The 20,672-nt window shown below is 55.1% G+C and carries 16 protein-coding genes and 4 tRNA genes; all 20 read right to left on the bottom strand.

Translation table 11 applies throughout. The features are described from left to right. Nucleotides 1-151: 151 nt before the first annotated feature. A complete protein-coding gene (gene tuf / locus PMI36_RS08425; RefSeq protein ID WP_007896660.1) occupies nucleotides 152-1,345 on the bottom strand; it encodes an elongation factor Tu in 1,194 nt (397 codons plus the stop codon). A gap of 31 nt (nucleotides 1,346-1,376) precedes the next feature. Beyond that, nucleotides 1,377-3,482, bottom strand: a complete 2,106-nt coding sequence (gene fusA, locus PMI36_RS08430; RefSeq protein ID WP_007896659.1) for an elongation factor G — start codon at nucleotides 3,480-3,482, stop codon at nucleotides 1,377-1,379. Between the two features lie 30 nt (nucleotides 3,483-3,512). Then, on the bottom strand, nucleotides 3,513-3,983 hold the full coding sequence (rpsG, locus tag PMI36_RS08435; RefSeq protein ID WP_002555493.1) for a 30S ribosomal protein S7: 471 nt from the start codon (nucleotides 3,981-3,983) through the stop codon (nucleotides 3,513-3,515). A 118-nt stretch (nucleotides 3,984-4,101) separates the two neighbouring features. Continuing rightward, nucleotides 4,102-4,473, bottom strand: coding sequence for a 30S ribosomal protein S12 (gene rpsL / locus PMI36_RS08440; protein ID WP_002555494.1), 372 nt, complete (start codon nucleotides 4,471-4,473; stop codon nucleotides 4,102-4,104). Between the two features lie 216 nt (nucleotides 4,474-4,689). Continuing rightward, the gene (gene rpoC / locus PMI36_RS08445) at nucleotides 4,690-8,889 is read right to left on the bottom strand and encodes a DNA-directed RNA polymerase subunit beta' (RefSeq protein ID WP_007896632.1); all 4,200 of its coding nucleotides are present in this window, start codon (nucleotides 8,887-8,889) and stop codon (nucleotides 4,690-4,692) included. Between the two features lie 64 nt (nucleotides 8,890-8,953). Beyond that, complete coding sequence (rpoB, locus tag PMI36_RS08450) at nucleotides 8,954-13,027, bottom strand: DNA-directed RNA polymerase subunit beta (protein WP_007896631.1); 4,074 nt, start codon at nucleotides 13,025-13,027, stop codon at nucleotides 8,954-8,956. Between the two features lie 220 nt (nucleotides 13,028-13,247). Beyond that, nucleotides 13,248-13,613 carry a 50S ribosomal protein L7/L12 gene (rplL, locus tag PMI36_RS08455; protein WP_008073881.1) on the bottom strand — a complete coding sequence of 122 codons (366 nt, stop codon included), beginning with the start codon at nucleotides 13,611-13,613 and terminating at the stop codon, nucleotides 13,248-13,250. A gap of 80 nt (nucleotides 13,614-13,693) precedes the next feature. Next, on the bottom strand, nucleotides 13,694-14,194 hold the full coding sequence (gene rplJ / locus PMI36_RS08460; protein ID WP_007896629.1) for a 50S ribosomal protein L10: 501 nt from the start codon (nucleotides 14,192-14,194) through the stop codon (nucleotides 13,694-13,696). Between the two features lie 198 nt (nucleotides 14,195-14,392). After that, nucleotides 14,393-15,088, bottom strand: a complete 696-nt coding sequence (rplA, locus tag PMI36_RS08465; RefSeq protein ID WP_007896626.1) for a 50S ribosomal protein L1 — start codon at nucleotides 15,086-15,088, stop codon at nucleotides 14,393-14,395. Then, entirely contained in the window at nucleotides 15,088-15,519 is a 432-nt protein-coding gene (gene rplK, locus PMI36_RS08470; protein WP_008008888.1) for a 50S ribosomal protein L11, read from the bottom strand. Before rplK ends, rplA begins: the two co-directional genes overlap by 1 nt. Nucleotides 15,520-15,636: 117 nt before the next feature. Further along, nucleotides 15,637-16,170 (bottom strand): transcription termination/antitermination protein NusG, encoded by a 534-nt coding sequence (gene nusG / locus PMI36_RS08475; protein ID WP_007896622.1) that lies wholly within the window; start codon nucleotides 16,168-16,170, stop codon nucleotides 15,637-15,639. Between the two features lie 9 nt (nucleotides 16,171-16,179). Continuing rightward, nucleotides 16,180-16,548, bottom strand: coding sequence for a preprotein translocase subunit SecE (gene secE, locus PMI36_RS08480; protein ID WP_008073875.1), 369 nt, complete (start codon nucleotides 16,546-16,548; stop codon nucleotides 16,180-16,182). Between the two features lie 45 nt (nucleotides 16,549-16,593). Next, nucleotides 16,594-16,669 (bottom strand) — tRNA-Trp (locus PMI36_RS08485). Between the two features lie 53 nt (nucleotides 16,670-16,722). Beyond that, the gene (gene tuf / locus PMI36_RS08490) at nucleotides 16,723-17,916 is read right to left on the bottom strand and encodes an elongation factor Tu (protein ID WP_007896619.1); all 1,194 of its coding nucleotides are present in this window, start codon (nucleotides 17,914-17,916) and stop codon (nucleotides 16,723-16,725) included. A gap of 84 nt (nucleotides 17,917-18,000) precedes the next feature. Further along, nucleotides 18,001-18,076, bottom strand: a tRNA-Thr gene (locus tag PMI36_RS08495). A gap of 26 nt (nucleotides 18,077-18,102) precedes the next feature. Beyond that, a tRNA-Gly gene (locus PMI36_RS08500) sits at nucleotides 18,103-18,176 on the bottom strand. Between the two features lie 24 nt (nucleotides 18,177-18,200). Then, a tRNA-Tyr gene (locus PMI36_RS08505) sits at nucleotides 18,201-18,285 on the bottom strand. A 142-nt stretch (nucleotides 18,286-18,427) separates the two neighbouring features. Next, nucleotides 18,428-18,868 carry a hypothetical protein gene (locus PMI36_RS08510; protein WP_008073874.1) on the bottom strand — a complete coding sequence of 147 codons (441 nt, stop codon included), beginning with the start codon at nucleotides 18,866-18,868 and terminating at the stop codon, nucleotides 18,428-18,430. Nucleotides 18,869-18,875: 7 nt separating this feature from the next. Continuing rightward, entirely contained in the window at nucleotides 18,876-19,625 is a 750-nt protein-coding gene (locus PMI36_RS08515) for a pantothenate kinase (protein WP_008073873.1), read from the bottom strand. Further along, nucleotides 19,615-20,574 carry a bifunctional biotin--[acetyl-CoA-carboxylase] ligase/biotin operon repressor BirA gene (birA, locus tag PMI36_RS08520; RefSeq protein ID WP_008073871.1) on the bottom strand — a complete coding sequence of 320 codons (960 nt, stop codon included), beginning with the start codon at nucleotides 20,572-20,574 and terminating at the stop codon, nucleotides 19,615-19,617. Before birA ends, PMI36_RS08515 begins: the two co-directional genes overlap by 11 nt. Between the last annotated feature and the right edge of the window lie 98 nt (nucleotides 20,575-20,672).

The following is a 20,672-nucleotide window of genomic DNA, read 5'->3' as shown; positions in this document are numbered from 1 at the left end:
TCAGACTCCGGCTGCTATTCCCACCGAGCGCAATACGCCCGTTAAAAGGAGGCGCAATTCTATAGACGCCCCATATAGGTGTCAACCCAATAAAAAAGCCCCCGCTAAGCGGGGGCTTTCTCAACTCATCGAAGCTTACTCAAAAAAGCGCTTACTCGATGATTTTGGCTACGACGCCAGCGCCGACGGTACGACCGCCTTCACGGATAGCGAAACGCAGACCGTCTTCCATTGCGATGGTCTTGATCAGGGTGACAACCATTTTGATGTTGTCGCCTGGCATTACCATTTCAACGCCTTCCGGCAGTTCGCAGTTACCAGTCACGTCAGTAGTACGGAAGTAGAACTGTGGACGGTAGCCTTTGAAGAACGGAGTGTGACGACCGCCTTCTTCTTTGCTCAGAACGTAGACTTCGGCTTCGAACTTGGTGTGCGGCTTAACCGAACCCGGCTTAACCAGAACCTGGCCACGCTCAACGTCGTCACGCTTGGTACCACGCAGCAGAACGCCGCAGTTCTCGCCAGCACGACCTTCGTCGAGCAGCTTACGGAACATTTCAACACCGGTGCAGGTGGTGACGGTAGTGTCACGCAGACCAACGATTTCCAGTGGATCCTGAACCTTGACGATACCGCGCTCGATACGGCCAGTTACAACAGTACCGCGACCGGAGATCGAGAATACGTCTTCGATTGGCATCAGGAACGGCTTGTCGATAACACGGACCGGATCCGGGATGTAGCTGTCCAGAGTCTCAACCAGTTTACGAACGGCAGTGGTGCCCATTTCGTTGTCGTCTTGGCCGTTCAGAGCCATCAGAGCCGAACCGATGATGATCGGAGTGTCGTCACCTGGGAAGTCGTAAGTGCTCAGCAGATCGCGCACTTCCATCTCAACCAGTTCCAGCAGCTCAGCGTCGTCAACCATGTCAGCCTTGTTCAGGAAGACAACGATGTACGGAACGCCAACCTGACGGGACAGCAGGATGTGCTCACGGGTTTGTGGCATCGGACCATCAGCGGCCGAGCAAACCAGGATAGCGCCGTCCATCTGAGCAGCACCGGTGATCATGTTCTTCACATAGTCAGCGTGACCTGGGCAGTCAACGTGAGCGTAGTGACGGATCAGCGAGTTGTATTCAACGTGCGCAGTGTTGATGGTGATACCACGAGCCTTTTCTTCCGGAGCGCTGTCGATTTTGTCGAAAGCAACAACGGCCGAACCGAAAACTTCGGAGCAGACGCGAGTCAGAGCAGCGGTCAGCGTGGTTTTACCGTGGTCGACGTGACCGATGGTGCCAACGTTGACGTGCGGGAGGGTACGGTCAAATTTTTCTTTAGCCACGACAATTAACTCCTAGCCTAAAGGGGCTGAATCAGCCTTGTTTTTTGGTAACAGTTTCGACGATATGCGACGGAGCTGTATTGTATTTTTTGAATTCCATAGAGTAGCTTGCGCGACCTTGGGACATGGAACGGACGTCGGTCGCATAACCGAACATCTCACCCAGCGGCACTTCGGCGCGAATCACTTTGCCGGAGACCGTGTCTTCCATACCCAGGATCATGCCGCGACGACGGTTAAGGTCGCCCATCACGTCACCCATATAGTCTTCAGGCGTAACAACCTCTACCGCCATGATCGGCTCAAGCAACTCACCACCGCCCTTCTGGGCCAGTTGCTTGGTTGCCATGGAAGCAGCCACTTTAAACGCCATCTCGTTGGAGTCGACGTCGTGGTAGGAACCATCAAACACGGTAGCCTTCAGGCCGATCAGCGGATAGCCGGCAACAACGCCGTTCTTCATCTGCTCTTCGATACCCTTCTGGATAGCCGGGATGTATTCCTTAGGAACCACACCACCCACTACTTCGTTCAGGAATTGCAGACCTTCCTGACCTTCGTCAGCAGGAGCAAAACGAATCCAGCAGTGACCGAACTGGCCACGACCGCCGGACTGGCGAACGAACTTGCCTTCAATCTCGCAGCTCTTCGTGATGCGCTCACGGTACGAAACTTGAGGCTTACCGATGTTGGCTTCGACGTTGAACTCACGGCGCATCCGGTCAACCAGGATGTCCAGGTGCAACTCGCCCATGCCGGAGATGATCGTTTGACCAGTCTCTTCATCAGTCTTGACGCGGAAAGATGGATCTTCCTGAGCGAGCTTGCCCAGAGCGATACCCATTTTTTCCTGGTCGTCCTTGGTCTTAGGCTCTACGGCAACCGAAATAACCGGCTCCGGGAAGTCCATGCGAACCAGGATGATTGGCTTGTCAGCGTTGCACAAAGTTTCACCAGTGGTGACGTCCTTCATGCCGATCAAGGCCGCGATGTCACCAGCGCGTACTTCCTTGATTTCTTCACGGGCGTTTGCGTGCATTTGCACCATACGACCCACGCGCTCTTTCTTGCCTTTAACCGAGTTGATCACGCCGTCGCCGGAGGCCAACACGCCCGAGTAAACTCGAACAAAGGTCAAGGTACCCACGAATGGGTCGGTAGCGATCTTGAACGCCAGAGCCGAGAACGGCTCGCTGTCGTCTGCGTGACGCTCCATTTCCTTGGTCTCGTCATCCGGGTCAGTACCCTTGATGGCAGGAATGTCGGTAGGAGCAGGCAGGTAGTCGATCACGGCATCGAGAACCAGGGGAACACCCTTGTTCTTGAAGGAAGAACCGCAAACAGCCAGAACGATCTCACCAGCGATTGTACGCTGACGCAGAGCGGCCTTGATTTCCGCGTTGGTGAGTTCTTCACCTTCGAGGTACTTGTTCATCAGCTCTTCGCTGGCTTCGGCCGCAGCCTCAACCATGTTGCCGCGCCACTCGTCAGCCAGCTCCTGCAGCTCAGCAGGGATAGGCTTGCGAACTGGAACCATGCCTTTGTCAGCGTCATTCCAGTAAACAGCTTCCATGGACATCAGATCGATCTGACCCTGGAAGTTGTCTTCGGAACCGATGGCCAACTGGATTGGCACCGGAGTGTGACCCAGACGCTGCTTGATCTGACCGATCACGCGCAGGAAGTTCGCACCAGCACGGTCCATCTTGTTTACGTAAACAAGACGTGGAACGCCGTATTTGTTGGCTTGACGCCATACGGTTTCCGACTGAGGCTCAACACCCGAGGTGCCGCAGAACACAACGACCGCGCCATCGAGAACACGCAGGGAACGCTCAACTTCAATAGTGAAGTCAACGTGGCCCGGGGTGTCGATGACGTTGAAGCGGTATTGGTCCTTGTGCTGCTTCTCGGAACCCTGCCAGAAGGCGGTGATTGCAGCAGAAGTAATGGTAATACCACGCTCCTGCTCCTGCACCATCCAGTCTGTGGTCGCGGCGCCGTCATGCACCTCGCCCATTTTGTGACTTTTGCCAGTGTAAAAAAGGACGCGCTCGGTGGTGGTGGTTTTACCAGCATCCACGTGAGCAACGATACCAATGTTACGGTAGCGGTTAATCGGTGTAGTACGAGCCATAAAGCCCTCGCAAAATTAGTGACGCTAAAATTAGAAGCGGTAGTGCGAGAAAGCCTTGTTGGCTTCAGCCATACGGTGCACGTCTTCACGCTTCTTAACTGCAGCACCTTTGCCTTCGGCAGCGTCCAACAGTTCGCCAGCCAAACGCAGAGCCATAGACTTCTCGCCGCGCTTACGGGCGAAGTCTACCAACCAGCGCATTGCCAGAGCGTTACGACGGGACGGACGAACTTCGACCGGAACCTGGTAAGTAGCACCGCCTACACGGCGCGACTTTACTTCGACCAGCGGAGCGATGGCGTCGAGAGCTTTCTCGAAGATTTCCAGGGGATCGCTGTTCTTGCGTTCTTTAACCTTTTCCAGCGCGCCATAAACGATACGCTCGGCAACGGCTTTCTTGCCGCTTTCCATAACGTGGTTCATGAACTTGGCCAGGATTTGGCTGCCGTATTTTGGATCGTCAAGCACTTCGCGCTTGGCTGCTACGCGTCTTCTTGGCATGGATAAGCCCTCAAACGGTCTTCAGGTTCGCTCGGAATCGGTGCCCTTTCGGGACGCCTCCGACCTTACTCTTATCGACTCAGAAAAATAGAAAATCAGTTTTTACAAAAAGCCACTACTACTTAGGCTTCTTGGTACCGTACTTCGAGCGACCCTGGTTACGACCTTTAACGCCGGAAGTATCCAAAGAACCGCGTACGGTGTGGTAACGAACACCTGGCAAGTCTTTTACACGACCGCCGCGGATCAGTACCACGCTGTGTTCTTGCAGGTTGTGGCCTTCACCGCCGATGTACGAGGAAACCTCGAAACCGTTGGTCAGACGCACACGGCATACTTTACGCAGTGCCGAGTTAGGTTTTTTCGGCGTGGTGGTATACACACGGGTGCATACGCCACGACGTTGCGGGCAGTTCTGCAGCGCAGGCACGTCGGATTTCTCGACGATACGCTTACGCGGCTGACGTACCAGCTGGTTGATAGTTGCCATCTACTAGCTCCACTGTTGTCTTGCGACGCTATTGTCTTGCAAGAAAAGCAAAATGGCAGGAACGAATTCCCGCCAAATTTAGGGGTACAAGAGTCTAAAGAGGATCTTGCCCCCAGTCAAGGCAAGGCCCCGACCTCCCCGCTCATCCAACCTCGACAAATTGTCTCGATTCGATGAACGGAATGGCCAGGGCCTTACGCTTATTTATCGCAGAACTCAGTTACCGCTAGAGTTCAGCGCTTCGGTCAGTGCAGCTTCCACTTCACTGGCGCTTACGCGCAACGGTTTGTCAGCATCACGGCGGCGCTTACGCTCGCTGTGGTAAGCCAGACCGGTACCTGCCGGGATCAAACGACCCACGACCACGTTTTCTTTCAGGCCGCGCAGGTAATCGCGCTTGCCGGTTACCGCCGCTTCGGTCAGTACGCGAGTGGTTTCCTGGAAGGAAGCCGCCGAGATGAACGATTCGGTGGACAACGACGCCTTGGTGATACCCAGCAGTACGCGAGTGAACTTGGAAACGAACTTCTCGTCGCCAGCCAGACGCTCGTTCTCTACCAGAACGTGAGTCAATTCCATCTGGTCGCCCTTGATGAAACTGGAGTCGCCGGATTCAGCGATTTCAACTTTACGCAGCATCTGACGCAGGATGGTCTCGATGTGCTTATCGTTGATCTTCACGCCTTGTAGACGATAAACGTCCTGGATCTCGTTCACGATGTACTTGGCCAGCGCACTCACACCCAGCAGACGCAGGATGTCGTGTGGGTCGCTCGGGCCGTCGGAGATAACTTCGCCGCGGTTTACCTGTTCGCCTTCGAAGACGTTCAGGTGACGCCACTTCGGAATCAGCTCTTCGTACGGATCACTGCCGTCGTTCGGGGTGATAACCAGACGGCGCTTGCCTTTGGTCTCTTTACCGAACGCGATGGTGCCGCTGACTTCAGCCAGAATCGAGGCTTCTTTCGGACGACGGGCTTCGAACAAGTCGGCAACACGCGGCAGACCACCGGTGATGTCACGGGTCTTCGAAGTCTCTTGCGGAATACGAGCGATAACATCACCGATCGCGATTTTCGCACCGTCCGCTACACCGACCAGGGCGTTAGCAGGCAGGAAGTACTGAGCAATTACGTCGGTACCCGGCAGCAAGAGATCCTTGCCGTTATCATCAACCATCTTCACAGCAGGACGGATATCTTTACCGGCAGCTGGACGGTCTTTGGCGTCGAGTACTTCAATGTTGGTCATACCGGTCAATTCGTCAGTCTGACGCTTGATCGTGATGCCTTCTTCCATGCCCACGTAGGTAACGGTACCTTTCATTTCGGTAACGATTGGGTGAGTGTGCGGATCCCACTTGGCCACGATTGCGCCAGCGTCGACCTTGTCACCTTCTTTAACCGAAATCACAGCACCGTACGGCAGCTTGTAACGCTCGCGCTCACGACCGAAGTCATCAGCGATCGCCAGCTCACCGGAACGGGACACAGCAACCAGGCAACCATCCACTCGCTCAACATGCTTCAGGTTATGCAGACGGACGGTACCGCCATTCTTCACCTGAACACTGTCGGCTGCGGAGGTCCGGCTTGCCGCACCACCGATGTGGAACGTACGCATCGTCAGCTGGGTACCCGGCTCACCGATGGACTGGGCAGCGATAACGCCGACCGCTTCACCGATGTTCACCTGGTGACCACGAGCCAGGTCACGGCCGTAGCACTTGGCGCAAATGCCGTAGCGGGTTTCGCAGCTGATCGGCGAACGCACGATCACTTCGTCGATGCTGTTCAGCTCGATGAACTCGACCCACTTCTCGTCTACCAGAGTGCCGGCAGGAACGATGATTTCCTCGGTACCTGGCTTGAATACGTCACGGGCGATAACACGACCCAATACGCGCTCACCCAACGGCTCAACAACGTCACCGCCTTCAATGTGCGGAGTCATTACCAGGCCATGTTCGGTGCCGCAATCGATCTCGGTCACAACCAGATCCTGCGCCACGTCTACCAGACGACGAGTCAGGTAACCGGAGTTCGCAGTTTTCAATGCGGTATCCGCCAAACCTTTACGAGCACCGTGAGTGGAGATGAAGTACTGAAGTACGCTCAAACCTTCACGGAAGTTCGCAGTAATCGGCGTTTCGATGATGGAACCGTCCGGCTTGGCCATCAGGCCACGCATACCGGCGAGCTGACGGATCTGCGCAGCAGAACCCCGTGCGCCCGAGTCGGCCATCATGTACATCGAGTTGAAAGACTCTTGGTCGACTTCAACGCCATGACGGTCGATGACTTTCTCTTTCGAGAGGTTGGCCATCATCGCCTTGGAAACTTCGTCGTTCGCCTTGGACCAAAGGTCGATCACTTTGTTGTACTTCTCGCCCTGGGTTACCAGGCCGGAGGCGTACTGACTTTCGATCTCTTTCACTTCGTCGGTAGCAGCACCGATGATGCGGGCTTTTTCATCCGGGATAACGAAGTCGTTAACACCGATGGAAACGCCGGAGATGGTCGAGTAAGCAAAACCGGTGTACATCAACTGGTCAGCGAAGATCACGGTCTCTTTCAAACCAACCACGCGGTAGCACTGGTTGATCAGCTTGGAGATCGCCTTTTTCTTCATCGGCTGGTTGACGACGTCGTACGACAGGCCAGGTGGAACAACCTGGAACAACAGCGCACGGCCGACAGTGGTGTCGACGATACGGGTGTTCTTGACGCTGCCACCATCACGATCGTTGACGGTTTCGTTGATCCGCACTTTGACCTTGGCGTGCAGTGCGGCTTCGCCGGCACGGAACACACGGTCAACTTCTTGCAGATCCGCGAACACACGACCTTCGCCCTTGGCGTTGATCGCTTCACGAGTCATGTAGTACAGACCCAATACAACGTCCTGCGACGGAACGATGATTGGCTCACCGTTGGCTGGCGACAGAATGTTGTTGGTCGACATCATCAACGCACGCGCTTCCAACTGGGCTTCCAGTGTCAGCGGTACGTGCACGGCCATTTGGTCGCCGTCGAAGTCGGCGTTGTACGCAGCACAGACCAGAGGGTGCAGCTGGATAGCCTTACCTTCGATCAGTACCGGTTCAAACGCCTGGATACCCAGACGGTGAAGGGTCGGTGCACGGTTGAGGAGAACCGGGTGTTCGCGAATCACTTCAGCGAGAACGTCCCAAACCTCTGGCAGCTCGCGCTCGACCATCTTCTTGGCAGCTTTGATGGTGGTAGCAAGACCACGCATTTCCAGCTTGCCGAAAATGAACGGCTTGAACAGCTCGAGAGCCATCTTCTTCGGCAGACCGCACTGATGCAGACGCAGGGTCGGACCTACGGTAATTACCGAACGACCGGAGTAGTCAACACGCTTACCGAGCAAGTTCTGACGGAAACGACCCTGCTTACCCTTGATCATGTCAGCCAGGGATTTCAGAGGACGCTTGTTGGAACCAGTGATAGCTCGGCCACGACGACCGTTGTCGAGCAGTGCATCGACGGCTTCCTGCAACATACGCTTTTCGTTGCGCACGATGATGTCCGGAGCGGACAGATCGAGCAGACGCTTCAAGCGGTTGTTACGGTTGATCACTCGACGATACAGATCGTTGAGGTCGGAAGTCGCGAAGCGACCGCCATCCAGCGGGACCAGTGGACGCAGATCTGGCGGCAGAACCGGCAGAACGGTCAGCACCATCCACTCTGGCAGGTTGCCGGAACCCTGGAAGGCTTCCATCAACTTCAGACGCTTGGACAGCTTCTTGATCTTGGTTTCGGAGTTGGTTTGCGGAATTTCTTCACGCAGGCGGCCAATCTCGTGCTCCAGGTCGATAGCGTGCAGCAGTTCACGGACAGCTTCGGCACCCATGCGGGCATCGAAATCGTCGCCGAACTCTTCCAGCGCTTCGAAGTACTGCTCGTCGTTGAGCAGCTGACCCTTTTCAAGGGTGGTCATGCCTGGATCGATAACGACATAGCTCTCGAAGTAGAGAACGCGTTCGATATCACGCAGGGTCATGTCCATCAGCAAGCCGATACGCGACGGCAGCGATTTCAGGAACCAGATGTGGGCAACTGGCGAGGCCAGTTCGATGTGCGCCATGCGCTCACGACGAACTTTTGCCAGCGCGACTTCAACGCCGCACTTCTCGCAGATCACACCACGGTGCTTCAAGCGCTTGTACTTACCGCACAGGCACTCGTAATCCTTTACCGGGCCAAAGATCTTGGCGCAGAACAGGCCGTCACGTTCAGGTTTGAACGTACGGTAGTTGATGGTTTCCGGCTTTTTAACTTCACCGAACGACCACGAACGGATCATCTCAGGCGATGCCAATCCAATACGGATGGCGTCGAACTCTTCGACTTGACCCTGGTTTTTCAGCAAATTCAGTAGGTCTTTCAAGGCCTTTCCTCCTGGCGGAGCAGAGAGCGGGCAATCCTGCCCCGCTCTCGATTCGCGTCACGTGTTATTCGGTTTCCAGATCGATATCGATGCCGAGGGAACGAATTTCTTTGATCAACACGTTGAAGGACTCGGGCATGCCCGGCTCCATACGGTGATCGCCGTCCACGATGTTTTTGTACATCTTGGTCCGACCGTTCACATCGTCCGACTTCACTGTGAGCATTTCTTGCAGAGTGTAAGCAGCACCGTATGCTTCCAGTGCCCAGACCTCCATCTCCCCGAAACGCTGACCACCGAACTGTGCCTTACCACCCAGCGGCTGCTGGGTAACCAGGCTGTACGAACCGGTAGAACGAGCGTGCATCTTGTCGTCTACCAAGTGGTTCAGCTTCAGCATGTACATGTAGCCAACAGTAACCGGGCGCTCGAACTTGTTGCCGGTACGGCCGTCGGTCAGCTGCATCTGGCCGCTTTCTGGCAGGTCTGCCAGTTTCAGCATGGCCTTGATTTCGCTTTCCTTGGCACCGTCGAACACTGGAGTGGCCATTGGTACGCCGCCACGCAGGTTCTTCGCCAGATCCAGGATTTCCTGGTCGGAGAAGCTATCCAGATCTTCGTTACGACCGCCGATCTGGTTGTAGATCTCGTCCAGGAAGGTGCGAAGCTCAGCAACCTTACGCTGCTCTTCGACCATCCGGTTGATCTTCTCGCCCAGACCTTTGGCCGCGAGGCCCAGGTGGGTTTCAAGGATCTGACCAACGTTCATACGCGAAGGTACGCCCAACGGGTTGAGGACGACGTCGACCGGGGTGCCATTGGCATCGTGCGGCATGTCTTCAACCGGCATGATCACGGAGACCACACCTTTGTTACCGTGACGACCGGCCATCTTGTCGCCCGGCTGGATGCGACGACGGATTGCCAGGTAAACCTTGACGATTTTCAGCACGCCTGGAGCCAGGTCATCGCCCTGCTGCAGTTTGCGCTTCTTGTCTTCGAACTTGTCGTCCAGCAGACGGCGGCGATCAACGATGTAGGCCTGAGCCTTCTCGAGCTGCTCGTTCAGAGCATCTTCAGCCATGCGCAGTTTGAACCACTGACCATGCTCAAGACCGTCGAGAACTTCGTCGGTGATTTCCTGACCTTTCTTCAGACCGGCGCCGCCTTCGGCTTTGTGGCCGACCAGAGCGGAACGCAGACGTTCGAAAGTGGCGCCCTCAACGATACGGAACTCTTCGTTCAGATCCTTGCGGATCTCGTCGAGTTGAGTCTTCTCGATCGACAGTGCACGAGCATCACGCTCAACGCCGTCACGGGTGAAGACCTGTACGTCGATGACAGTACCCTTGGTGCCGGTAGGCACACGCAGGGAAGTGTCTTTAACGTCGCTGGCTTTTTCACCGAAAATGGCACGCAGCAGTTTTTCTTCCGGAGTCAGTTGGGTCTCGCCTTTCGGAGTGACCTTACCAACCAGGATGTCGCCTGCGCCAACTTCAGCACCTACGTAAACGATACCGGCTTCGTCCAGCTTGTTCAGTGCAGCCTCACCCACGTTCGGGATGTCTGCAGTGATTTCCTCTGGCCCAAGCTTGGTGTCACGCGCCACACAGGTCAGTTCCTGAATGTGGATCGTGGTGAAACGGTCTTCCTGAACAACACGCTCGGACAGGCAGATGGAGTCTTCGAAGTTGAAGCCGTTCCATGCCATGAACGCGATGCGCATGTTCTGACCCAGAGCCAGTTCACCCATGTCGGTGGACGGACCGTCGGCCATGATGTCGCTGCGCTGAACCCGATCACCCTTGCTCACCAGCGGACGCTGGTTGATGCAGGTGTTCTGGTTGGAGCGGGTGTACTTGGTCAGGTTGTAGATGTCGACACCAGCTTCGCCGGTTTCAACCTCATCATCAGCAACACGAACCACAATACGGCTGGCGTCGACGGAGTCGATCACGCCGCCACGACGAGCCACGACGCAAACGCCGGAGTCACGGGCTACGTTACGCTCCATGCCGGTACCGACCAGCGGCTTGTCAGCGCGCAGGGTTGGTACAGCTTGACGCTGCATGTTCGAACCCATCAACGCACGGTTGGCGTCGTCGTGCTCGAGGAACGGGATCAGCGACGCTGCAACCGAAACTACCTGCTTCGGCGATACGTCCATCAAGGTGACGTCTTCCGGCGCCTTGACGGTGAACTCGTTCAAGTGACGAACAGCTACCAGCTCGTCGATCAGGACTTTCTTGTCGTTCATCGTGGCCGAAGCCTGAGCGATCACGTGATCAGCTTCTTCGATGGCGGACAGGAACACGATCTCGTCGGTGACCAGAGCGTCTTTCACCACACGGTACGGGCTCTCGAGGAAGCCGTACTGGTTGGTGCGCGCATAGGCAGCCAAGGAGTTGATCAGACCGATGTTCGGACCTTCCGGCGTTTCAATCGGGCATACACGACCGTAGTGAGTCGGGTGTACGTCACGCACTTCAAAGCCAGCACGCTCACGAGTCAAACCGCCAGGGCCGAGTGCAGAAACACGACGCTTGTGGGTGATCTCGGACAGCGGGTTGTTCTGGTCCATGAACTGGGAAAGCTGGCTGGAACCGAAGAACTCTTTCACCGCCGCAGCCACTGGCTTGGCGTTGATCAGGTCTTGCGGCATCAGGCCTTCGCTTTCAGCCATCGACAGACGCTCTTTGACCGCACGCTCAACACGTACCAGGCCAACGCGGAACTGGTTCTCGGCCATTTCGCCTACGCAGCGAACACGACGGTTACCCAGGTGGTCGATGTCATCGACGATGCCTTTACCGTTACGGATGTCGACCAGAGTCTTCAGTACCGCGACGATGTCTTCTTTGCACAACACGCCCGAACCTTCGATCTCGGTACGACCGATACGACGGTTGAACTTCATCCGGCCGACCGCAGAGAGGTCATAGCGCTCAGGGCTGAAGAATAGGTTGTTGAACAGGGTTTCGGCAGCGTCTTTGGTTGGCGGCTCGCCAGGACGCATCATGCGATAGATCTCGACCAGCGCTTCCAATTGGTTGCTGGTGGAGTCGATCTTCAGAGTGTCGGAGACGAACGGACCGCAGTCGATATCGTTGGTGTACAGAGTTTCGATGCGAACAACCTGAGCCTTGGCGATTTTTGCCAGGATCTCGGTGTTCAGCTCGGTGTTGCACTCTGCCAGGATTTCGCCGGTTGCCGGATGCACGATGACCTTGGCGGTAGTGCGACCCAGGACGTAGTCCAGAGGCACTTGCAGCTCTTTGATCCCTGCTTTTTCCAGCTGGTTGATGTGGCGAGCAGTGATACGACGACCTTGCTCGACAATAACCTTGCCTTTGTCATCCAGGATATCCAGGACAGCAATTTCACCACGCAGGCGCTGAGGCACCAGTTCCAGGCTGAGGTTTTCACCTTGCACGTGGAAGACGTTGGTGGTGTAGAACGCGTCCAGCACTTCTTCAGTGGTATAGCCCAGCGCGCGCAGCAGTACCGATGCAGGCAGCTTGCGACGACGGTCGATACGCACGAACACGCAGTCTTTCGGGTCGAACTCGAAGTCCAGCCACGAACCGCGGTAAGGAATGATGCGCGCGGAGTACAGCAGTTTGCCGGAGCTGTGCGTCTTGCCACGGTCGTGGTCGAAGAACACGCCCGGGGAACGGTGCAGCTGGGAAACGATTACACGCTCGGTACCGTTGATTACGAAGGTACCGTTTTCAGTCATCAGGGGGATTTCACCCATGTAGACTTCTTGCTCTTTGATGTCCTTGATCGCTTTGTTCGACGATTCTTTGTCGAAAATGATCAGGCGCACTTTTACCCGCAAAGGTACGGCGTAAGTTACACCGCGCAATACGCATTCTTTGACATCAAATGCCGGTTCGCCCAGGCGATAACCGACGTACTCCAGCGCAGCATTGCCGGAGTAGCTGATGATCGGGAAAACGGATTTGAAGGCCGCATGCAGGCCCACGTCGCGGAACTGATCTTTAGTCGCTCCCGCTTGCAAGAATTCACGATACGAATCCAGCTGGATGGCCAGGAGGTACGGCACATCCATGACGTCCGGCAACTTGCTAAAGTCCTTGCGGATACGTTTTTTCTCAGTATATGAGTAAGCCATCAGCGTTCCCCAGCTTGGTCACCTGCTTGTTTGGCCCCTCCCGACGGGAGCAGCCAGAAAATCGTGCAAACCCCATGGTTTGCGCCACCGCATCGGGTGGTTACAGCTCGTTACCAGCACCGACCCAGTCGGCTGCCAATAACGGAAAAAGGCCGGTGGCAAGAGCCACCAGCCATCAGCCTTTCGCTTAACGCTCGGGCTGGAGGTGCAAAGTCGATGCTTACTTCAGCTCGACTTTAGCGCCTGCTTCTTCCAGAGTTGCTTTGGCTTTGTCAGCTGCGTCTTTCGAAACAGCTTCCAGAACCATGGCAGGAGCGCCGTCAACTACAGCCTTGGCTTCTTTCAGGCCCAGACCGGTCAGTTCACGCACTGCCTTGATCACGTTAACTTTCTTCTCGCCAGCTTCGGTCAGCATGACGTTGAATTCAGTTTGTTCTTCAACAACGGCAGCAACAGCAGCTGGACCAGCGGAAGCAGCGGCAGCGGAAACGCCGAACTTCTCTTCCATGGCCTTGATCAGCTCAACGATTTCCAGAACGGATTTTTCGCCGATTGCTTCGATGATTTGGTCGTTAGTCAGAGACATGACTATAAATTCCTGTATTGGGGTGACAGCCTACGCGGCCATCGAAATAAACAATAAACGCTGAAAGGAGTCGCTCAGCCTTAGGCTGCGGCAGCTTCTTTCTGGTCGCGAAGGGCCGCCAGAGTACGAGCCAATTTGCTGGTTGCGCCTTGAATCACGCTCATCAGCTGAGAAATTGCTTCGTCACGGGTCGGCAGACTTGCCAGTACGTCGATCTGATTAGCTGCGAGGAACTTGCCCTCGAACGCAGCTGCCTTGATCTCGAACTTATCCTGACCTTTTGCGAATTCTTTGAAGATACGAGCAGCAGCGCCCGGATGCTCTTTCGAAAATGCAATCAAGGTCGGGCCGGTGAACACGTCGTTGAGCACGTCATATTGAGTGCCAGCAACGGCGCGCTTGAGCAGGGTGTTACGTACAACACGTACGTAAACGCCAGCTTCACGAGCCTCTTTACGGAGTCCGGTCATAGCGCCAACTGTCACGCCGCGGGCATCAGCCACAACAGCAGACAGGGCAACATTGGCAGCCTCGTTGACTTCAGCGACGATGGCCTTCTTGTCTTCGAGTTTAATTGCCACGGGTTTAACTCCTGCTTGTTACCGTTTCATCCAACCGAAGCCGGATGTCGTTTTGGTGTCTGATTCGGTAAGGAACCGGGAGCACCATCTGCGTAGGCTTGTGGTTTAAGACTTGCGTCGCCTACGGTCTTGGATAGCCCCCGCCAGGCAGGGACCCCAATCTTTCAATTGGCGCAATCGCTTGCGCCAACCTGTGTCTTACGCGTCGAGCGAGCCTTGGTCGATGACCAGACCTGGACCCATGGTGGTGCTCAGGGTAACGCGCTTGACGTAAATACCTTTCGAGGAAGCTGGCTTGATACGCTTCAGATCAGCGATCAGGGCTTCAACGTTTTCCTTCAGCTTGACGGCATCGAAGCCGACTTTGCCAACGGAGGTGTGGATGATGCCGTTTTTGTCGGTGCGATAACGAACCTGACCAGCCTTGGCGTTTTTAACCGCGGTAGCTACGTCTGGAGTTACAGTGCCGACTTTAGGGTTAGGCATCAGGCCGCGTGGGCCCAGGATCTGACCCAACTGACCAACAACGCGCATGGCATCCGGGGATGCGATAACTACGTCATAGTTCAGGTCGCCGCCTTTCATTTCGGCAGCCAGGTCGTCCATGCCTACACGGTCAGCGCCGGCAGCCAGAGCAGCCTCGGCAGCTGGACCCTGGGTGAACACAGCAACGCGAACAGTCTTGCCAGTGCCGTGTGGCAGCACGGTAGCGCTACGAACGACCTGGTCGGATTTACGCGGGTCAACACCCAGGTTCACAGCAACGTCGAACGACTCGCTGAACTTTACAGTCGACAGCTCAGCCAGCAGAGCAGCAGCGTCTACAAAGTTGTAGGACTTGCCTGCTTCGATTTTGCCGGCGATAGCCTTTTGACGCTTGGTCAACTTAGCCATTACACACCCTCCACGTTAAGGCCCATGCTACGAGCAGAACCGGCGATAGTACGCACGGCTGCTTCCATATCAGCTGCAGTCAGATCCGCGTTTTTGGTTTTCGCGATTTCTTCCAGCTGAGCACGGGTCACGGTGCCAACCTTAACGGTGTTCGGACGAGCGGAACCGCTAGTCAGACCAGCAGCCTTCTTCAGCAGAACCGAAGCAGGTGTGGATTTGGTTTCGAAAGTGAAGCTACGGTCGCTGTAGACAGTGATGATCACTGGAGTCGGCAGACCTGGCTCAATACCCTGAGTACGGGCGTTGAAAGCCTTGCAGAATTCCATGATGTTCACGCCGTGCTGACCCAGAGCAGGACCAACAGGTGGACTTGGGTTAGCCTGAGCGGCCTTCACTTGCAGCTTGATGTAAGCGGTAATCTTCTTGGCCATGAGGCACTCCAATTACGGGTTCGAACGCCTCGAAAGGCTCCCCGGTTACTTGCGCGTTTATCCCAGTGACGACAAAACCCCACAGCCTAGGGCTGCGGGGTTGGGATGCTTGCTCAGCTAGACCTTTTCGACCTGGCTGAACTCTAGCTCTACCGGAGTAGAGCGACCGAAAATGAGCACTGCCACTTGGATCCGGCTCTTCTCGTAGTTAACTTCTTCAACCGTGCCAGTAAAATCAGCAAACGGCCCGTCATTGACACGTACCGACTCACCCGGCTCGAACAACGTCTTCGGCTTCGGTTTGTCGCTACCATCAGCAACGCGACGCAGAATCGCTTCTGCCTCTTTATCCGTGATCGGTGCAGGCTTATCAGCAGTACCGCCAATGAAACCCATCACCCGAGGAGTATCCTTGACCAAGTGCCAAGTACCCTCGTTCATGTCCATCTGGACCAGCACATAACCTGGGAAGAACTTGCGCTCGCTTTTGCGTTTCTGGCCATTACGCATTTCAACCACTTCTTCAGTGGGAACCAGAATTTCGCCAAAGCCATCTTCCATGCCAGCCAGCTTTACGCGCTCTACCAACGAGCGCATGACATGCTTCTCGTAACCGGAGTAAGCATGCACAACGTACCAACGCTTAGCCACGGGACACCCTTAGCCGACAATCAAGGAAACAAGCCAGCCGAGCAGGGAATCAAGCCCCCACAACAGCAACGCCATAACCAGGACAACAGCCACAACAATCAGCGTGGTCTGCGTGGTTTCTTGGCGAGTTGGCCATACGACTTTACGAATCTCGGTGCGAGCTTCCTTAACCAGTACAAAGAAAGACTTGCCCTTGACTGTCTGCAGGCCTACAAAGGCAGCTACAGCAGCGATGACAAGCAAAGCAAGTACGCGGTACAGGATCGGCGAAGCAGAGTAATACTGATTGCCAACAACGCCAACAACCACCAAAGCGACTACTACTAGCCACTTGAACAGATCGAAGCGAGAGCCTTGAGCTTCAGCTTTAGGAGTCATCTATGAAGATCCTGTGAAAAGAAAGCCAGACACACCAAGTGAATCTGGCAGGTCAGGAGGGAATCGAACCCCCAACCTACGGTTTTGGAGACCGTCGCTCTGCCAATTGAGCTACTGACCTAAAACAAAATCAGGCCGACCATTATGCCGGCCCGAAAAAGACATTACAACAACTTACTCGATGACTTTTGCTACGACACCAGCGCCGACGGTACGACCGCCCTCGCGGATAGCGAAACGCAGACCATCTTCCATCGCGATGGTTTTGATCAGGGTAACGGTCATTTGAACGTTATCGCCCGGCATCACCATTTCAACACCTTCTGGCAGCTCACAGTTACCAGTCACGTCAGTTGTACGGAAGTAGAACTGTGGACGGTAGCCCTTGAAGAACGGAGTGTGACGACCGCCTTCTTCCTTACTCAGAACGTAAACCTCAGCAGTGAACTTGGTATGCGGCTTGACAGTGCCGGGCTTAACCAGGACCTGGCCACGCTCAACATCATCACGCTTGGTACCACGCAGCAAAACGCCGCAGTTCTCACCCGCACGACCTTCGTCGAGCAGCTTGCGGAACATTTCAACACCAGTACAAGTAGTTTTGACAGTGTCACGAAGACCAACAATCTCAACTTCTTCCTGAATGCGGACAATGCCACGCTCAACACGACCAGTCACAACAGTACCGCGACCGGAGATCGAGAACACATCCTCGATCGGCATCAGGAACGGCTTATCGATAGCACGCTCAGGCTGCGGAATATAGCTATCCAGAGTCTCGACCAACTTCTTGACGGCAGTAGTACCCATCTCGTTATCGTCTTGACCATTCAGCGCCATCAGCGCCGAACCAATAATGATCGGAGTGTCATCACCTGGGAAATCGTAAGTGCTCAACAGATCGCGCACTTCCATCTCAACCAGTTCCAGCAACTCAGCGTCGTCGACCATGTCAGCCTTGTTCAGGAAGACAACGATATACGGAACGCCAACCTGACGGGACAACAGGATATGCTCACGGGTTTGCGGCATCGGACCATCAGCGGCCGAGCAAACCAGAATCGCACCATCCATCTGCGCAGCACCGGTGATCATGTTTTTTACGTAGTCGGCGTGACCTGGACAGTCAACGTGTGCGTAGTGACGCACAGCCGAATCATACTCAACGTGAGCAGTGTTAATGGTGATACCACGAGCTTTTTCTTCTGGGGCGCTATCGATCTTGTCGAAGTCAACCTTTGCCGAACCGAACACTTCGGAGCAGACACGGGTCAGAGCAGCGGTCAAGGTCGTCTTGCCATGGTCTACGTGACCAATGGTGCCAACGTTGACGTGCGGCTTGTTACGCTCGAACTTTTCCTTAGCCATCGAAATCACCCCTAGCAGAAGAATTAAGCAAGTACTATCAGCCATTAAAACAAAGGCAGATATTTTCATATCTGCCTTGTTATATGGAGCTCTTGAGCGGATTTGAACCGCTGACCTCACCCTTACCAAGGGTGTGCTCTACCAACTGAGCTACAAGAGCGTAACACTTTGCAGGACCTGCAAACTTGGAGCGGGTAGCGGGAATCGAACCCGCATCATCAGCTTGGAAGGCTGAGGTTCTACCACTAAACTATACCCGCGGAGCTTGCAGCTCTCGCTAAAAATGGTGGAGGGGGAAGGATTCGAACCTTCGAAGTCGTAGACGTCAGATTTACAGTCTGATCCCTTTGGCCGCTCGGGAACCCCTCCTAAGCGAGCCGGCATTCTATATCATGCCAGCCTTCTGTCAAGCATTTTCTCATTAAAAACCTGAGGTTAGCTGCGTTGACCTCGCTTCACACTGCTGACCGCTAAAGGTCTTCACTGCGAAGCGGGCGCCATTCTATGCAAACTATTCGACGGGTGCAACCCCCTCGCACGGCATTATTTTATGTTTTAACTCATTGAATTCTTTAGAAAGGTTTTGCAACTGCGAGTCACCCAGCAAACGCCGGCTTTCCGGGGCTATGCGCACCCAGTAACCAGCATATTCGGGGAGATCCTTCGGCAAGGACTGAAACATGATATCCATGTCACTCAATCGACGCTCGATTACCTGGGCGACGTCCTGCCGAGCAGAACCTCCCAGATAGAGACAACTGCTATCCGCCTGCGTGGATTTTCCTTTGTCTCGAGCCGTATCCGTCGCCTCGCTCAACAAACGAATATCCTGCTGCGAGCCGCGATACAAACTCAAGGGGGTTACATCCTTCGCGCGAAGCGGAGCCTCCTGTTGGTGCCAGACGTAATAGAACACATTGAGAACAAGCAACAGCAGGAACAACCAACGCATAAAAACCTCAGGACAAGGGACACGCCATCGCCAAACCTACAAATACCAGGTCTGGAACCACCCTGGCCTCGGGCACAATCTCGGAGATCAGATCAGCATCCCCTCCTGTCAGGAAGACTGCGAAATCTTCTCCCCAATAGCTGCGCGCCAACTCTAGCTGAGTCAGGACAAACCCTCTCAACATTAGCAAACAACCTCGCTCGACCGCCTCGACGGTTGTGCGCCCAGGAACAAGACTCTCCAAAGCGCGCTCGGCAGCAAGATCTCCATAGCGAATTCTACGGGTATGGGTACGCAACTGGTTGCGCATCAAAGGCATCCCTGGACAGATGAATCCGCCGAGATGCTCACCATCTCCTGCAATAAAGTCAGCCGTAACAGCCGTACCAAAGTCGAGCACCAGACAAGCACCCGAAGCCAGATGAAATCCTCCGAGCACTGCAAGCCAGCGATCAAGCCCTAGCCGCTCGAACTCCTCATAGCCATTTCGAACCCCGGACATCTCCCGAGCCGGTGCCGCGCACACGACGGAAACGCCAAAAGCCTCGGTCAACAGAGAAATCAATGCACTGGTTTCTTCGGCGGTTCTGACACTAACCAAACGACAATGCATGAGAGCGAGCCCCTTGAGCCCCCTCAAGCTCTCCAGCAATGCGAGATCTGTATCAACGACCCCCTCGCCAATCACCCGCCGGACATCCTCGCCGAGTACACGCCATTTGATGAAACTGTTTCCACAATCGAGCTCAAGAATCATCACGCAACCTCAGGCTGAGCTCGCCACCACTAAAGACCTTCTCCACACCATTCACCTTCAAGCGCAAGGCACCCTGACTATCGATACCCAGCACCTCCCCATCTATCTGACTCACACCGGCAATCAACGATACCGCCCGCCCCTGCCATAGATGATTTTGCTCCCACTCCGCCTGGATAGCCGAAAATCCGCCGGCCTGGTGGCGATTTAAATAGGCCTGGAGCATCAACCCTAACTCCGCAACCAGATGATTGCGATCAACTGCCTTACCCGACTCGAGGCGCATGGACGTCCATTGCTGATCAACCTCATCGGTCATCTGCATGTTCACATTTATTCCGACACCGATCACCACGTGACACACATCAGCAGGATCCCCCACCAACTCGAGCAGTATTCCAGCAATCTTTTGCTGCCCCACCAGAACATCATTCGGCCACTTCAACCCCACACCCGAGACACCAAGCTCTCGCAAGGCCTGCATTACGGCAAGCCCGACAACAAGACTCAAGCCCTCCAGCTGCCGCATCCCGCCATCAATACGCAGCACCAGACTGTAATAGATGTTTTCCGCGAACGGGCTGACCCATTTGCGCCCACGCCGTCCACGACCGGCCGTTTGCCGCTCAGCGAGCACCAGAAATGGCGCAGGCTGGCCACGCTCGATAGCGCGCAAGGCTTCAGCGTTGGTGGAGTCAATTGAGTCGAAGACTAGAATGGGCCACTCACAAGAAGGCGCCCGCGCGCTTATTTCCGCAGGATCAAGCAGTGTCAATGGCGCAGTTAGTTGATAGCCGCGACCGCGCACTTTGTGAATGGATAAACCGAGTTCAGCTTCCAGGTGCTGAAGTTGCTTCCATACAGCGCTACGACTGACGCCCAAGGCAGCACCCAGGGCTTGGCCCGAATGGAATCGACCATCCTTAAGAAGCTTTAACAACGTCAGCATGCAAGTCTCGCCTCACAATGAGGCCCGCATGATATCCATGCCCCGGGCTGTTGCATAGAAACCCTACAAGCGAGATTTTCCTGCGGACAAAACAAAAC

Source organism: Pseudomonas sp. GM79 (genome assembly GCF_000282495.1).
Classification (GTDB): Bacteria; Pseudomonadota; Gammaproteobacteria; order Pseudomonadales; family Pseudomonadaceae; genus Aquipseudomonas.
This window is presented reverse-complemented; position numbering and strand designations above follow the sequence as displayed.

Excerpts from the sequence above, each read along its gene's own strand:
- rplA (WP_007896626.1), bottom strand. The coding sequence starts at position 15,088 with ATGGCTAAGTTGACCAAGCGTCAAAAGGCTATCGCCGGCAAAATCGAA.
- rpsL (WP_002555494.1), bottom strand. The coding sequence starts at position 4,473 with ATGGCAACTATCAACCAGCTGGTACGTCAGCCGCGTAAGCGTATCGTC.
- secE (WP_008073875.1), bottom strand. The coding sequence starts at position 16,548 with ATGACTCCTAAAGCTGAAGCTCAAGGCTCTCGCTTCGATCTGTTCAAG.
- PMI36_RS08510 (WP_008073874.1), bottom strand. The coding sequence starts at position 18,868 with ATGCGTTGGTTGTTCCTGCTGTTGCTTGTTCTCAATGTGTTCTATTAC.
- PMI36_RS08515 (WP_008073873.1), bottom strand. The coding sequence starts at position 19,625 with ATGATTCTTGAGCTCGATTGTGGAAACAGTTTCATCAAATGGCGTGTA.
- fusA (WP_007896659.1), bottom strand. The coding sequence starts at position 3,482 with ATGGCTCGTACTACACCGATTAACCGCTACCGTAACATTGGTATCGTT.
- tuf (WP_007896619.1), bottom strand. The coding sequence starts at position 17,916 with ATGGCTAAGGAAAAGTTCGAGCGTAACAAGCCGCACGTCAACGTTGGC.
- birA (WP_008073871.1), bottom strand. The coding sequence starts at position 20,574 with ATGCTGACGTTGTTAAAGCTTCTTAAGGATGGTCGATTCCATTCGGGC.
- rpoB (WP_007896631.1), bottom strand. The coding sequence starts at position 13,027 with ATGGCTTACTCATATACTGAGAAAAAACGTATCCGCAAGGACTTTAGC.
- rplK (WP_008008888.1), bottom strand. The coding sequence starts at position 15,519 with ATGGCCAAGAAGATTACCGCTTACATCAAGCTGCAAGTGAAGGCCGCT.
- rpsG (WP_002555493.1), bottom strand. The coding sequence starts at position 3,983 with ATGCCAAGAAGACGCGTAGCAGCCAAGCGCGAAGTGCTTGACGATCCA.
- rplL (WP_008073881.1), bottom strand. The coding sequence starts at position 13,613 with ATGTCTCTGACTAACGACCAAATCATCGAAGCAATCGGCGAAAAATCC.